Here is a 13,153-nt window from a genome sequence, read left to right as displayed (position 1 = left end):
GCCTAATTCATATTCAGGCTGATCGCGAAACACTCACAACTGGGTCAGGACCTGCGCCTCGCCGTCGCCGATGGCGATCGTATGCTCAAACTGCGCCGAGAGGCTCTTGTCCGCAATCACAACCGTCCAGCCGTCGCGCAATTCGCGTGTCTTGGGCGACCCGACGGAAACCATCGGCTCCAGCGCGAACGTCATGCCGGGCTGCAGCCTGGCGCCGCGCCCCGGCGTGCCATAATTCGGCACCTGCGGCTCCTCGTGCATCGAACGGCCAACGCCATGTCCGACGTAATCGCGGATGACCGCGAAGCCGTTGCTGCGCACGTGCGTCTCGACGGCATGCCCGATGTCCCCTATCCGACCGCCGCCGCGCGCCGCCTGGATGCCGAGCAGCAGCGCATCGCGCGTCACGTCCAGCAGCTTCCGCGCCACCGGCGACACCTTGCCAACCGGAAACGTCCAGGCGCCATCGCCGACCCAGCCATCGACCACCGCGCCGCAATCGACGCTGACCACGTCGCCTTCTTTCAGCACCCGCCTGCCCGGTATGCCGTGCACCAGTTCTTCGTTGACCGAGACGCACACATTGGCCGGGAACGCCGGCCCGTTGCCGTGATGCGGGTAGTGCATGAACGGCGACTGCGCGCCGCGTGCCTTCAGGATGCCGGTCGCGACCAGCTCAATGTCCAGCGTGCGCATGCCGGGCTCGATGCGCTTGCCCAGCTCCGCGAGAATCTCTGCGACGATGCGCCCGGCTGCGCGCATGCTGGCGATTTCCTCGGGGCGCTTCAAATAGATCATTGCACGCCCAGCGCCGCGGCGATCTCCGCGTACACGCGCTCGATGTCCTGGTCGCCGTTGACTTCCGCCAGCACGCCCTGCTTGGCGTAATACGCGATCAGCGGCGCCGTCTGGTCGAAGTATACTTTCAACCGGTTCGACACCGTTTCGGGACGGTCGTCGGGCCGCTGGATCAGTTCGCCGCCTTCGCGATCGCACTGGCCGGCGATGCGCGGCGGATTGTGGATGATGTGATACGGCGTCTGGCAGACCTTGCAGAACCAACGCCCGGCCAGCCGCTCGACGAGTTTTTCGCTCGCCACCTTCACATACACCACATGGTCCACCCGTCCGCCCTGTCCGACGAACAGCGCATCGAGCGCCTCGGCCTGCGGGATCGTGCGCGGAAAGCCGTCCAGGATCAGCCCCCGGCTGCAGTCCGGCTGCGCGATGCGCTGGCCGATCATGGCAATCGTCACGCTATCGGGCACCAGATCGCCCCGATCCAGGATCGCCTTCACCTGCTTGCCCAACACCGTGCTGTTGCGGATGTTCTCGCGGAAGAGGTCGCCGCTGGATACGTGTGGGACGCGCAGCCGCTGCTTCATCAGGTCGGCCTGCGTGCCTTTGCCCGCGCCCGGCGCCCCCATCAGGATGATGTTCATCGGATGGCTTCCCTCAGACCGCATCAAGGCTGCCCGTTAGCGGATGAACCCTTCGTACTGGCGCATGAGCAACTGCGCTTCCAGTTGCTTCATCGTATCCAGCACCACGCCGACCACGATCAACAGGCCCGTACTGGTGATAACCATGACCGACGACTCGGTCACGTCGCGCAGGATGAACGGCAGCAGCGCGACCAGGCCCAGAAATACGGCGCCAACCAGCGTGATGCGGCGTAGGACTGCCATCAGGTATTTCTCGGTATTCTTGCCCGGCCGGATGCCGGGGATAAAGCCGCCGTTCTTCTGCAGCGTCTCCGGCAGGTTCTGCTGCTGGAACGTGATGTCGGTGTACATGAATGTGAAACCGACCACCATGACGAAATACATCAGCCAGTAGAACGTGCTGGTGCGGCTGTCGAACAGCCCCGCAAAGCCGATGGCAAACGCGCGCAGCGAATCGTTGGTGCTGACCGTGAAATACGACGCGATCACGCCGGGCAGAATCAGAATCGACTGCGCAAAGATCAGCGGAATCATGCCCGCCTGGTTGATGCGCATCGGGATATGCGACGACTGTCCGCCGAACACGCGCGTGCCGCGCACGCGCTTGCCATACTGCACCGGAATGCGACGCTGGCCCTCATATACGACCACAATCGCCACGACGGTGACCACCGCGATCACGATGTAGCCAACCAACCCGAGCACATTCGTGGCGGCCAACTGGCCGAGGCGCTGCGGCGCCTGCGCCACAATGCCGCCGAATATGATGATCGAAATGCCCTGTCCCACGCCGTCGCGCGTGATCAACTCGCCCAGCCAGAGCGCGAACATTGTGCCGCAGGTCAACGTCAGAATCGTCGCCAGCGTCGGCAGCCAGAGCTCCGGCCGGTCAAAACCGAAGTTCGTCAGCACCGCCTTGCCGCTCGCGCCGCGTGCCAGCAGCAGCGCCTGGCCGATAGCGTTCAGCGCTGCGATCGGCACCGTCATGATGTGCGTATACAGGTTCAAGCGCTGCCGGCCGGCTTCGCCGCCCTCTTTCTGCAGCTCCTGCAATTTCGGGAAGATCGGGATCATGAGCTGCATCACGATCGAGGCGGTCACATACGGGTAGACGCCCATCGCCATGATCGAGAAGTTCGACATGGCGCCGCCCGACAGCAGGTCCAGCATGCCCAGCAGCGGCTGCTGCTTGAAGAACTCATCCAGCGCTGTGCGATCCACGCCCGGCATCGGGATATGCGCGGCCAGGCGGTAGATCACCAGAATCAACAGGGTGAACCACAGCTTGCGGCTCAAATCCGGCATGCGGAAGGCATTGAGCACGGACGAGAGGAAACTCGGTCGCTTGAGCGATTGCATAAACGGATCACTCCACGGGGCGCCGCCTTGCGACAGGCGCCCGGGTGTCCCGGCTGGTTAGGCCGCCAGGACTTCGGCTGCTCCGCCGGCTTTCTCGATCTTGTCTTTCGCCGATGCCGAGAAAGCGTGCGCCTGCACGGTCAACTTTTTGGCCAGCGCGCCATCGCCCAGCACCTTGACGCGCGACCGCACCGACTTCAGCAGACCCGCCGCCACGAGCGATTCCGGGTTGACGGTATCGCCGTCCGCGAACGCATGCGCCAGTTCCTGCACATTGACCGGAGCGTACTCAACGCGATTCATGTTGGTAAAGCCTTCGCCGCGCATGAACGGCAGGCGGCGCACGAACGGCAGCGAGCCGCCTTCATGGTACGGCGCCTTGGTGCCGCCGCTGCGCGAGCCCTGGCCTTTGATGCCGCGGCCGGCCGTTTTGCCCTGCCCGGCCGAATGCCCCAGCCCGACGCGGCGCCGGCGGTGCGATGCGCCCTGCGGCGACTTCAAATCGTGTGCTTTCATGCCTTCACATCCTCAACGGTCACCAGATGCTCAACCGCAACCAGCATGCCCTTGATCGGCCCATTCAGCGGACGCTCAACGCAGTCGCCCAGCTTGCGCAGACCCAGCGCGCGCAGCGTGTTCTTTTGCCGCTGGCTGTAGCCAATCCCGCTCTTGGTATAGGTAATCTTAACCTTCGGATCAGCCATTGGTGCTCTTCCTCCAGAACGGCGAGACATCCGCCGTCGACTTGCCGCGGCGCGCCGCCTCGACTTCGGGTCGCTTCATGCCTTCCAGCCCCTTCAGCGTCGCGGCGACCACGTTGATCACGTTGTTGCTGCCGAGCGACTTGGTCAGCACGTCGCGCACGCCGGCCGATTCCAGCACGGCGCGCACGCCGCCACCCGCGATAACGCCGGTGCCCGGTGAGGCCGGCTTCAGCAGCACTTCTGCCGCGCCATACTTGACGATCACCTGGTGCGGGATCGTACCCTGCGTGACCGGCACCGTGATCATGTGCTTGCGCGCCTGATCGACGCCCTTGCGAATCGCGTCGGTCACTTCGCGCGCGCGGCCAATACCCATGCCCACCGCGCCGGAGCCATCGCCCACCACGACGAGCGCTCGGAAACCGAAGTGCCGGCCGCCCTTAACCACCTTCGACACGCGGGCGATGTCCACCACGCGCTCTTCGAGCTTGTCCTCAGCGATCTGCGGCTGGTCGCGCGAATCCGAGCGCGGCGCGCCTTCCACACGCTCCGGACCGCCGCCGCGACCGCCGCGACCACCCCGACTACCGCCGGGGCCACTGCGGAAACCGCCGGGGCCGCCGCGACCACCGCCACCGCCGGGGCCGCCACGGTATCCGCCGCCACCGCCACCGCCCGTGCCGGTACGCGGTGCGCCGCCGCCGGAGCCGCCGCGATAGCCACCACCACCGCCGCTCGTGCCACCGGGACGATAGCCGCCGCCACCGCCGCCACCGGAGCCGCCGCGGTATCCGCCGCCACCCGTGCCACCGGGGCGATACCCACCGCCACCACCACCGCCGCCCGTCCCGCCGGGGCGATAGCCACCGCCGCCGCCGGAGCCGCCGCGGTATCCGCCGCCGGTACCACCAGGGCGATAGCCGCCGCCCTGGCCGCTCGGGCGTTGCTCGCCGGCTGGCGCAGGGGGGGTAGTGGGCGCGGTTTGGCCGGCCGGCGCGCTCTGGCCGGTTGGCGCGCTCTGCTCAGCCGGAGTGCTCTGGCCGCCGTTGGTCGCTTCGCTGGGCGTGGGATTTGACTGCTGCTGCTCGGGTGTATTCGCCATCGGATCTCCTAGAACTCCAGCCCGCCCGCGCGGGCGCCGTCGGCCAGGGCCTTGACGCGGCCGTGATATTTATAGCCGGCGCGGTCAAAGACAACTTTCTTCACGCCCTTGCCAAGCGCGCGCTGCGCGACCGTCTCGCCGATCACCTTGGCGCGCTCCAGCGGCTTGATGCTCGCGAGGCGTGTCTTCAGTTCGGGCTCGGCATCGGACGCGGAGGCCAGGGTGTGGCCTTTGCGGTCGTCGATAACCTGCGCGTAAATGTGCTTTTCGCTGCGGAAGATGTTCAGGCGCGGGCGCTCCGGCTCGCCGTGCACGGTCTTGCGCACGTGCTTGCGCCGGCGTTCGCGCGCCTGCGCGCTCGGATTGGTCTTCTTCGTCATCGTGTCCTCACCTTAGCTTACTTGGCGCCCGCAGCCTTGCCGGCTTTGCCGGCCTTGCGGCGCACCACTTCGTTCGCGTAGCGGATGCCCTTGCCCTTGTACGGCTCCGGCTTGCGCACGCGCCGAATCCGCGCGGCCATCTCGCCGACGAGGGTCTTGTCCATGCCGCTGATCGTGACCTGCCGGCCGGTCTTGTCCACTTCAAACTTGACGCCCTGCGGCGCGTCGATGCGCACCGGATGCGTGAAGCCGACCGACAGCACGAGCGCGCCGCTCTGCACTTCGCCGCGGAAGCCGACGCCGTCGATCTGCAGTTCGCGCTTGAAGCCGTCGCTCACGCCCGCCACCATATTGGCGATCAGGGCGCGCGTCAGGCCGTGCAGGGCGCGCGTCGCCTGCGCGTCATCCGGCCGCTCGACCAACACCTGGTTGCCTTCTTTTTTCACCGCGATCAAGGGATGCACCACCTGGCTCATGGCGCCGAGCTTGCCTTTGACCTCGACCAGGTGGTCTTTCAAGTTGACTTGAACGCCCGCCGGAATAACGACAGGCAGTCTGCCTATGCGTGACATCGGTCTACCCCTTTACCAGACGTAGCAGAGCACTTCGCCGCCGATGTGCATGCGGCGCGCCTTGCGGTCGGTCATGATGCCCTTGGACGTCGTGACAATGGCGATGCCCATGCCACTCTGGACCCACTGCAGGTTCTCACCTGCGCTGTACACACGCCGGCCAGGCCGGCTGACACGCTCAAGCCCAGTGAGCACCGGCTTGCGCTGGTCGCTGTACTTGAGGCGCACGCGCAGAGTCGGCTGCGGCTTCTCGGAATTGACGTCGAAGTCCTGAATGAAGCCTTCTTCGCGCAGGATCTTCGCGATCGACACCTTCATTTTCGACGATGGCATCAAGACTTGCGTGTGGCGCGCCATCACCGCATTGCGGATGCGTGTCAACATGTCCGCGATTGGATCATTGACCATACCATTCTCCTCGACAACTGTGACGGATCACCCGGAAAGCGCGGCTTCCCTCAGACTCCCCGCGAACGGGGCGCCGCGCCGGTGCGTCGGTTCAGCGGATTACCAGGACGACTTCGTCAGACCCGGGATCTTGCCTTCATTCGCCATCTTGCGGAAGCAGATGCGGCACAGATCGAAGCGGCGCATATACCCGCGCGGGCGGCCGCAAATGTGGCAGCGGTTGCGCACCTGCGTGGGAAACTGGCGCCGCATTTCGCGGTATTTCATGCACGTTTTGGCCATACGATTCTCTCCTCCGCGCCTCCGGACGGCCGGCTGCTAGCGGGTCTCCTTGCGAACGAACGGCATCCCAAACAGGGCCAGCATGCGGTGCGCCTCTTCGTCGGTCTTGGCGCTGGTCACGATCGTGATCTCCATGCCGCGCACCTTGTCGATGCTGTCGTAGGCGATCTCCGGCCAGATCAACTGCTCCGAGAGGCCCAGCGTGTAGTTGCCGCGCCCGTCGAACGCTTCGGCGGGCACGCCGCGGAAGTCGCGCACGCGCGGCAGCGCCGTGCCGATCAGGCGCTCCAGGAACGACCACATGCGCTCGCCGCGCAGCGTCACCTTGACGCCGATCGGCTGGCCGGCGCGCACCTTGAAGGTCGCGATCGATTTGCGCGCGCGGGTGACGACCGGCTTCTGGCCGGTGATGGTCGTCATGTCGCGCACGGCGTTCTCGATCGCCTTGGAGTTCGTCAGCGCCTCGCCCAGACCGATATTGACGGTCACTTTCTTGATGGCCGGGATCTGCATCACGTTCGCGTACTTGAACTCTTTATGCAGGGCCGGCGCGATCTCCGCCTGGAATTTCTGCTTGAGATTCATCTTACTCCATCACCTCGCCGCACGTGCGGCAAAAGCGTACCTTGCGGCCGCTTTCCATGCGGAAGCCGACGCGCACGCCCTTGTCGAAGTTCTTGCACTTGTTGTTGCGGCAGACCGGCGCGACCTTCGACAGCGGCATCGGCGCCTCGCGCTCGATGATGCCGCGCTGGGTACGCACCTGCTGGCCGCTCGCTTTCTGGTGCTTTTTCACAATATTGTGGCCGGCGATGACGACGGTACCGTCGCGCGGCTTGACGAGGTGCACGGTGCCCTTTTCGCCGCGCTCATCGCCGGCCAGGATCACCACCGTATCGCCCTTCTTCACTCTTGCAGTCATATGCGTCCTCGGCGTCTCCCGGCCTTACAGCACTTCCGGCGACAGGGAAACGATCTTCATGAAGCCCTTTTCGCGCAGCTCGCGCGCCACGGGGCCGAAAATGCGCGTGCCCTTCGGTCCGCCCGCCTCGTCCAGGATGACGGCGGCATTCTCGTCGAAGCGGATGAACGAGCCATCCTTGCGGCCATACTCCTTGGTCGTGCGTACGATCACCGCTTTGACCACGTCGCTCTTCTTGACCGAGCCGTCGGGCGCGGCCTGCTTCACGGCGGCGACAATCACGTCGCCGACGGTGGCATAGCGGCGGCGGGTGCCGCCGAGCACTTTGATGCACATGATGAGCTTGGCGCCGGTGTTGTCGGCGACGCGCAAGGTGGACATTTGCTGGATCATGCCTGCGCTCCTTCAGCGGCCGGGGCCGCGGGCGCGTCGGGCAGTTCGGTCTTGGTCGGCGGCAGTTCCGTTTCCGGCACGGCCAGCACTTCGCCCTTGACGATCACCTGCGACACGACCCAGCGCTTTTCTTTGCTCATCGGGCGCGCCTCGGTAATCTTGACCGTGTCGCCGATGTTCAGCGCGTTTTCGGTGTGCGCCTTGAAACGGTTGCGCACGCGGATCACCTTGCCGTACAGCGGGTGCCGGCGAGTGCGCTCGACGAGCACGACGACCGTCTTCTGCATCTTGTTGCTGACAACGCGGCCGGTGAAAACCCTGCGGCGTTCTTTCATTGGCCCGCCTCCTGCAATTCGCGCACGCGGCGCTCGGTCATCAGGCGCGCGATTTCGCGGCGCACCTGCCGGATCTGGCTGGTGTTTTCCAACTGGCGCGTCGCATATTTCTCGCGCAGCTTCATCAATTCCTGCTTCTTGCTGTCAATCTGCTCCGCCAGGTCCTTCGCGCTCAGCGCGCTCCCCTCGGCGGTTTTCTTTTTGTCGGCCATGCTCTACTCCTCGCTTCCGGCCAGCAGTTCCTCGCGCACGACGAACTGGGTCTTGATCGGCAGCTTGGCGCCGGCCAGCGTCATGGCCTCGCGCGCCGACTCCTCGCTGACGCCGGCGATCTCGAAGATCATGCGGCCCGGCTTGACCACGGCGACCCAGTGGTCGACCGCGCCCTTGCCGCCGCCCATGCGGGTCTCGGCGGCGCGCGCCGTCACCGGCATGTCCGGGAAGATGCGCACCCAGATCTTGCCGCCGCGCTTCACGTAGCGCACCATGGCGCGGCGGGCCGCTTCGATCTGCCGGGCGGTCATCCAGCAGACTTCGGTCGCCTGCAGGCCGAACTCGCCGAACGAGACTGCGGTGCCGCGCGACTCCATGCCGCGGCGCTTGCCGCGATGAAATTTGCGGAACTTCATGCGTTTTGGTTGAAGCATACTCTATCCCTCACAGCCTGCCCGCCCCGCCAGCCGGGTCCCGGGCCAGTGATGTCGCTACGCGTCCAGACCGCTCGTCTCGCTGATCGCGCTCGCCTCGGTGATGCGGGCGGCGATTTCTTCCGGCGTCGGCGGCAGCACCTCGCCCTTGTAGATCCAGACCTTCACGCCGATGCGCCCGTAGGTCGTCAGCGCCTCGTAGCGCGCGAAGTCGATGTCGGCGCGCAGCGTGTGCAGCGGCACCGAGCCTTCGATCACCTTGTCGCGGCGGGCCATTTCGGAGCCGGCCAGGCGGCCCGCGCAGACGATCTTGATGCCCAGCGCGCCCAGGCGCATCGCGCGCTGCACGGCCTGCTTCATCGCGCGCTTGTGCGCGATGCGGCGCTCCAGTTGCTGCGCGACCGACTCGGCCACGAGATACGCGTCCACTTCGGGATGCTGGATCTCCTTGACGTCGATGTGCACTTTCTTGCCGGTCAGCTTTTCCAGACCGGAGCGCAGGTCGTTGACATTGGCGCCCTTGCGGCCGATGATCACGCCCGGCTTGGCCGTGTGGATGGTGATCGAAACCTGCTTCGGATAGCGGTCGATCTCCACGTCGGAGACACCCGCCGCCGAGACTTGCTTCATCACCTGCGCTCGAATCACGATGTCCTCGGCCAGCAAGCGCTTGTACGTGCGGCGGTCGGCAAACCAGCGCGACTTCCAATCTTTGATGCCGCCCAGCCGGAACCCGTACGGATGAACTTTGCGACCCATGTGCTTATTCCTCTCCGCCCTGCTGGCTCAAGACGACGGTGATGTGCGCCGAGCGGCGCAGGATCGGTTTGAAGCGCCCGCGCGCGCCGAAGCGGCGCCACTTGCGCAGCGGGCCTTCGTCGGCCTGGATGCGCGCCACGACCAGGTCTTCGCGGTTCAGGCCGAAGTTTTCCTCGGCATTGGCCGCCGCCGACTTGATCGCCTTCGCCACCGGCACCGCCGCGGCCTTGGTCATGAACTTCAGTTGGGCCAGCGCCGCGTCCACGCCCTTGCCTTTGACGCTGTTCGCGACCAGACGCACCTTGAACGACGACATGCCGATATACTTTTCGACTGCGCGTACCTCAATGTCTGCCATAATGTGCTCCCGTCAAAGGTGCGGCGACTAGCCGACCACCTTCTCCTTGCTCGCGTGCGCCCGGAACAGGCGCGTCGGCGCGAATTCGCCGAGCCGGTGGCCCACCATGTTCTCGGTGACATAGATCGGCACGTGCCGGCGCCCGTCATGCACGGCGATGGTGTGGCCAACCATTTCGGGCGAGATCTGCGACGCACGCGACCAGGTCTTGATGACCTTCTTGTCGTTGCGCGCGTTCAGCGCGTCGATCTTCTTCACCAGCTTCGGGTCGATGAACGGCCCTTTTTTCAGTGAGCGGCCCATAATGAATAACTCCCAAATCCCAAGCCCCAAATCCCAACCACCCGCCCTGCGCCGAACGCTTGGGGCTTGGTATTTGGAATTTGGGATTTGTTCCGGTTATTTGCGCCGGCGCACGATCAGTTTGTCCGTGCGCGGGTTGTTGCGTGTGCGCTTGCCCATCGTGCGCTTGCCCCACGGGCTTTTTGGGCCCGGCATGCCGACAGACGCCTTGCCTTCGCCGCCGCCGTGCGGGTGATCGCGCGGGGTCATGACCGATCCACGCACCGACGGGCGGACGTTCTTCCAGCGGTTGCGGCCGGCCTTGCCCAGTTTCTGGTTGCTGTGATCGACGTTGCCAACCTGGCCGATCGTGGCCATGTTTTCAATGTTGACGAAGCGCATTTCGCCGGACGGCAGGCGCAGCGTGGCGCGACCGCTTTCCTTGGCCATCAACTGCGCGGAGCTGCCCGCCGAGCGAACCATCTGGCCGCCGCGGCCGCGCGTCAACTCGATGTTGTGCACCTGCGTGCCGACCGGGATGTTGGCCAGCGGCAGCGCATTGCCGGTGCGCAGGTCGGCCGTCGGACCGGCCATGACCGCGTCGCCGACCTTGAGGCCCAGCGGGGCGATCATGTAGCGCTTCTCGCCATCGGCGTAATGCACCAGCGCAATGCGGGCCGTGCGGTTCGGATCGTATTCAATCGTGGCGATTTTGCCGGGGATGCCGGATTTGTCGCGCTTGAAGTCGATCAGGCGGTATTTCTGCTTGTGGCCGCCGCCCTGATGACGGACGGTGACGATACCCCGGAAGTTGCGACCGGCGTGCTTGCGCTTGTCGGTCAGCAGCGGTCGGTGCGGCACGCTCGTCGTGATATCGTCGGTCGAGACCGAGACGTACCCGCGGCGGCCCGCTGACGTCGGCTTGTATAGCTTGATCGGCATGGCCTTACACTCCCTCGAACAGCGTGATACGGTCATTGCCTGCCAGCGTCACGATCGCCTTCTTCCAGACGGGCTTCGTGCTGAAATTGCGGCCGAAGCGACGCACCTTGGCGGGCATGTTAATGATATTGACCTGCGCGACCGTCACCTTGTACGCGCGCTCCACGGCTTCCTTCACCTGCACCTTGTTGGCGCGGCGGCTCACTTCGAAGGCGTAGCGCCCCATATCGGCGGTCTGCGTGGTCTTCTCGGTGACGATGGGCCGGATAATCACATCAAACGTATGCATGGTTCACTCCCCGCGCATCAATTGCCGAACGTCTGCTCGATCACGTCAATGGCTGATTTCGGCGCAATCACCGTGTTGGCGCCCAGCAGATCGCGCACGTTCAGATAGCGGGCATTCAGGGCCGTGACTTCCGACAGGTTCGCCGCCGAACGCGCCACGTTCGCTTCGGTGCCCGCCAGCAGGATCAGCGCGCCCGACTCGACATTCAGCGCTGCCAGCAGTGCCATGATATCTTTGGTGCGCGGCTTCTCGAACGCCAACTCGTCGAGCACGATCAACTGGTTGGCCCGGGTTTTGATCGACAGCGCCGACTTGAGCGCCAGCCGGCGCATCTTCTTCGGCATGGACTGTTCGAACGAGCGCGGCGTCGGGCCGCCTACGATACCGCCCTTGCGCCAGTGCGGCGCGCGGTTGTCGCCCTGCCGGGCATGCCCGGTGCCCTTCTGCCGGTAGACTTTCTTGGTGCCGCCGGCCACTTCGGCGCGCGTCTTCGTGTCGGCATTGCCCTGGCGCGCATTCGCCAGTTGGCGCTTGAGCGCCTGGTGCATGACCGACTGGTTCGGCTCGATGGCGAAAATATCGTCGCGCAGTTCGATCTCGCCGGTCGTGTCGCCCTTCAAATTTCGGACTGGAATCTTCATAATAAGACCTCGATCGGCCGCGCCCCGGGATGAATTCCCGGCGCCCGGTAGCTTACTTCTTCTTCTTGCCGGTCTGCTTGGGCTCGCGCAGGATGACGAGCGCATTGGTGCCGCCCGGCACGCTGCCGCGCACGGCGATCAGGTTACGCTCGGTGTCGACCAGCATCACTTTCAGGCTGCGCTGGGTGACAACGTCCATACCCATATGACCGGCGCGGCGCTTGCCCTTGAGCACGCGGCCCGGCGTGGTCGTGGCGCCGCTGGAACCGGGCGCGCGCAGGCGGTCCGAGGCGCCGTGCGTCTTCTTGCCGCCCTGGAAATGGTAGCGCTTGACCGCGCCGGCGAAGCCTTTGCCCTTGCTGACGCTCTCGGCTTCGATGATGTCGCCGACGGCGAACAGGTCGGCCACCAACTTCTGGCCCAGCGTGTACTTGCCCGGGTCCTCGACACGGATCTCGCGCAGGTGCCGCAGGGCGGGCACGCCCTCCAGCGCGGGCTTGCGGGACGCATGCTTCTCGTCCGTCTTGAGCATGCCCAGATGGCCGCGCTCCGCTTTCGTCAAGTCTTTGCGCAGGCGCTCGGCGCGCACCGCCCCAAAGCCAAGCTGGATGGCGTTGTAGCCGTCCGTTTTGACCGTCTTGATCTGCGTCACGTAGCACGGGCCCGCTTCAAGCACGGTCACACCCGCGATCTGGTCGCCGGCGCCGAAAATCTGCGTCATCGCCAGCTTCTTCGCGATTAGACCTTTCATGATACGACCTCTGTCACTCGGGTAGCCAGGCGTGCAGCGGGCGGGACGGGCGTTTGGCCCGGCCGCCGCGCCGCGCGGCCTACAGTTTGATTTCGATGTCCACGCCGGCGGGCAGGTTGAGCTTGACCAAGTTCTCGATCGTCTTCGAACCGGGCTCCACCACGTCGATCAGGCGCTTGTGCGTGCGGATTTCGAACTGCTCGCGCGAGTCCTTGTCGATGAACGTGGCGCGCTGAATGGTAAACTTCTCGATCTGCGTCGGAAGCGGCACGGGGCCGACGACAATGGCGCCGGTGCGTTCCGCGATGTCCACAATCTGCTTGACGGACTGATCCAGCACGCGGTGGTCGTAGCTCTTCAGACGAATGCGAATCTTTTGCTTGGCCATAGTGTCCTCGTACGCGGGAACCGCCGCCGGGCGGCCGGTCCCGCACGCTTGCGTTTACTCGACGATCTGGGTGATGACGCCCGCGCCCACCGTGCGCCCGCCTTCGCGGATCGCAAACCGGCTGCCCTGCTCCAGCGCCACCGGCACGATCAACTGCACGTCTACGTTCACGCTGTCCCCTGGCATCACCATCT

25 protein-coding genes are annotated in these 13,153 nt (G+C 65.1%); all 25 read right to left on the bottom strand.

Features of this window, described 5'->3' with window-relative positions:
* Nucleotides 1–33: 33 nt before the first annotated feature.
* Nucleotides 34–798, bottom strand: coding sequence for a type I methionyl aminopeptidase (gene map, locus HZB53_11940; protein ID MBI5878351.1), 765 nt, complete (start codon nucleotides 796–798; stop codon nucleotides 34–36).
* Nucleotides 795–1,442, bottom strand: a complete 648-nt coding sequence (locus tag HZB53_11935; GenBank protein MBI5878350.1) for an adenylate kinase — start codon at nucleotides 1,440–1,442, stop codon at nucleotides 795–797. Before HZB53_11935 ends, map begins: the two co-directional genes overlap by 4 nt.
* 36 nt (nucleotides 1,443–1,478) lie before the next feature.
* A complete protein-coding gene (gene secY / locus HZB53_11930; GenBank protein ID MBI5878349.1) occupies nucleotides 1,479–2,804 on the bottom strand; it encodes a preprotein translocase subunit SecY in 1,326 nt (441 codons plus the stop codon).
* A 57-nt stretch (nucleotides 2,805–2,861) separates the two neighbouring features.
* Nucleotides 2,862–3,320: a 50S ribosomal protein L15 gene (rplO, locus tag HZB53_11925; protein ID MBI5878348.1), complete on the bottom strand. Its 459-nt coding sequence runs from the start codon at nucleotides 3,318–3,320 to the stop codon at nucleotides 2,862–2,864.
* Entirely contained in the window at nucleotides 3,317–3,508 is a 192-nt protein-coding gene (gene rpmD, locus HZB53_11920) for a 50S ribosomal protein L30 (protein ID MBI5878347.1), read from the bottom strand. The genes rplO and rpmD overlap by 4 nt, the downstream gene beginning before the upstream one ends.
* Complete coding sequence (gene rpsE / locus HZB53_11915; GenBank protein ID MBI5878346.1) at nucleotides 3,501–4,610, bottom strand: 30S ribosomal protein S5; 1,110 nt, start codon at nucleotides 4,608–4,610, stop codon at nucleotides 3,501–3,503. The genes rpmD and rpsE overlap by 8 nt, the downstream gene beginning before the upstream one ends.
* An 8-nt stretch (nucleotides 4,611–4,618) precedes the next feature.
* The gene (locus HZB53_11910) at nucleotides 4,619–4,990 is read right to left on the bottom strand and encodes a 50S ribosomal protein L18 (GenBank protein ID MBI5878345.1); all 372 of its coding nucleotides are present in this window, start codon (nucleotides 4,988–4,990) and stop codon (nucleotides 4,619–4,621) included.
* A 17-nt stretch (nucleotides 4,991–5,007) separates the two neighbouring features.
* A complete protein-coding gene (rplF, locus tag HZB53_11905) occupies nucleotides 5,008–5,562 on the bottom strand; it encodes a 50S ribosomal protein L6 (GenBank protein ID MBI5878344.1) in 555 nt (184 codons plus the stop codon).
* Between the two features lie 12 nt (nucleotides 5,563–5,574).
* Entirely contained in the window at nucleotides 5,575–5,970 is a 396-nt protein-coding gene (gene rpsH / locus HZB53_11900) for a 30S ribosomal protein S8 (GenBank protein MBI5878343.1), read from the bottom strand.
* A gap of 99 nt (nucleotides 5,971–6,069) precedes the next feature.
* Nucleotides 6,070–6,252, bottom strand: coding sequence for a type Z 30S ribosomal protein S14 (locus tag HZB53_11895; protein ID MBI5878342.1), 183 nt, complete (start codon nucleotides 6,250–6,252; stop codon nucleotides 6,070–6,072).
* A gap of 36 nt (nucleotides 6,253–6,288) precedes the next feature.
* Entirely contained in the window at nucleotides 6,289–6,837 is a 549-nt protein-coding gene (rplE, locus tag HZB53_11890; protein ID MBI5878341.1) for a 50S ribosomal protein L5, read from the bottom strand.
* 1 nt (nucleotide 6,838) lies between these two features.
* On the bottom strand, nucleotides 6,839–7,174 hold the full coding sequence (gene rplX / locus HZB53_11885) for a 50S ribosomal protein L24 (protein ID MBI5878340.1): 336 nt from the start codon (nucleotides 7,172–7,174) through the stop codon (nucleotides 6,839–6,841).
* A 24-nt stretch (nucleotides 7,175–7,198) separates the two neighbouring features.
* Complete coding sequence (gene rplN, locus HZB53_11880; GenBank protein MBI5878339.1) at nucleotides 7,199–7,567, bottom strand: 50S ribosomal protein L14; 369 nt, start codon at nucleotides 7,565–7,567, stop codon at nucleotides 7,199–7,201.
* A complete protein-coding gene (gene rpsQ / locus HZB53_11875; GenBank protein MBI5878338.1) occupies nucleotides 7,564–7,902 on the bottom strand; it encodes a 30S ribosomal protein S17 in 339 nt (112 codons plus the stop codon). The genes rplN and rpsQ overlap by 4 nt, the downstream gene beginning before the upstream one ends.
* The gene (gene rpmC / locus HZB53_11870; protein ID MBI5878337.1) at nucleotides 7,899–8,114 is read right to left on the bottom strand and encodes a 50S ribosomal protein L29; all 216 of its coding nucleotides are present in this window, start codon (nucleotides 8,112–8,114) and stop codon (nucleotides 7,899–7,901) included. The genes rpsQ and rpmC overlap by 4 nt, the downstream gene beginning before the upstream one ends.
* Before the next feature lie 3 nt (nucleotides 8,115–8,117).
* Complete coding sequence (gene rplP / locus HZB53_11865) at nucleotides 8,118–8,549, bottom strand: 50S ribosomal protein L16 (GenBank protein ID MBI5878336.1); 432 nt, start codon at nucleotides 8,547–8,549, stop codon at nucleotides 8,118–8,120.
* Between the two features lie 57 nt (nucleotides 8,550–8,606).
* The gene (gene rpsC, locus HZB53_11860) at nucleotides 8,607–9,308 is read right to left on the bottom strand and encodes a 30S ribosomal protein S3 (protein ID MBI5878335.1); all 702 of its coding nucleotides are present in this window, start codon (nucleotides 9,306–9,308) and stop codon (nucleotides 8,607–8,609) included.
* 4 nt (nucleotides 9,309–9,312) lie between these two features.
* Nucleotides 9,313–9,657 carry a 50S ribosomal protein L22 gene (gene rplV, locus HZB53_11855; protein ID MBI5878334.1) on the bottom strand — a complete coding sequence of 115 codons (345 nt, stop codon included), beginning with the start codon at nucleotides 9,655–9,657 and terminating at the stop codon, nucleotides 9,313–9,315.
* A 36-nt stretch (nucleotides 9,658–9,693) separates the two neighbouring features.
* Complete coding sequence (rpsS, locus tag HZB53_11850) at nucleotides 9,694–9,969, bottom strand: 30S ribosomal protein S19 (protein MBI5878333.1); 276 nt, start codon at nucleotides 9,967–9,969, stop codon at nucleotides 9,694–9,696.
* A 96-nt stretch (nucleotides 9,970–10,065) separates the two neighbouring features.
* On the bottom strand, nucleotides 10,066–10,890 hold the full coding sequence (gene rplB / locus HZB53_11845; protein ID MBI5878332.1) for a 50S ribosomal protein L2: 825 nt from the start codon (nucleotides 10,888–10,890) through the stop codon (nucleotides 10,066–10,068).
* A 4-nt stretch (nucleotides 10,891–10,894) separates the two neighbouring features.
* On the bottom strand, nucleotides 10,895–11,179 hold the full coding sequence (gene rplW / locus HZB53_11840) for a 50S ribosomal protein L23 (GenBank protein ID MBI5878331.1): 285 nt from the start codon (nucleotides 11,177–11,179) through the stop codon (nucleotides 10,895–10,897).
* A 17-nt stretch (nucleotides 11,180–11,196) separates the two neighbouring features.
* Nucleotides 11,197–11,823, bottom strand: a complete 627-nt coding sequence (gene rplD, locus HZB53_11835; GenBank protein MBI5878330.1) for a 50S ribosomal protein L4 — start codon at nucleotides 11,821–11,823, stop codon at nucleotides 11,197–11,199.
* Nucleotides 11,824–11,872: 49 nt separating this feature from the next.
* A complete protein-coding gene (gene rplC, locus HZB53_11830) occupies nucleotides 11,873–12,574 on the bottom strand; it encodes a 50S ribosomal protein L3 (GenBank protein ID MBI5878329.1) in 702 nt (233 codons plus the stop codon).
* A 76-nt stretch (nucleotides 12,575–12,650) separates the two neighbouring features.
* On the bottom strand, nucleotides 12,651–12,959 hold the full coding sequence (rpsJ, locus tag HZB53_11825; GenBank protein ID MBI5878328.1) for a 30S ribosomal protein S10: 309 nt from the start codon (nucleotides 12,957–12,959) through the stop codon (nucleotides 12,651–12,653).
* 54 nt (nucleotides 12,960–13,013) lie between these two features.
* Nucleotides 13,014–13,153, bottom strand: a 140-nt coding sequence (gene tuf, locus HZB53_11820) for an elongation factor Tu (GenBank protein MBI5878327.1), incomplete at its 5' end; no start/stop codon positions are given.

This window comes from Chloroflexota bacterium (assembly GCA_016235055.1).
Taxonomy (GTDB): Bacteria; Chloroflexota; Anaerolineae; order JACRMK01; family JACRMK01; genus JACRMK01.
This window is presented reverse-complemented; position numbering and strand designations above follow the sequence as displayed.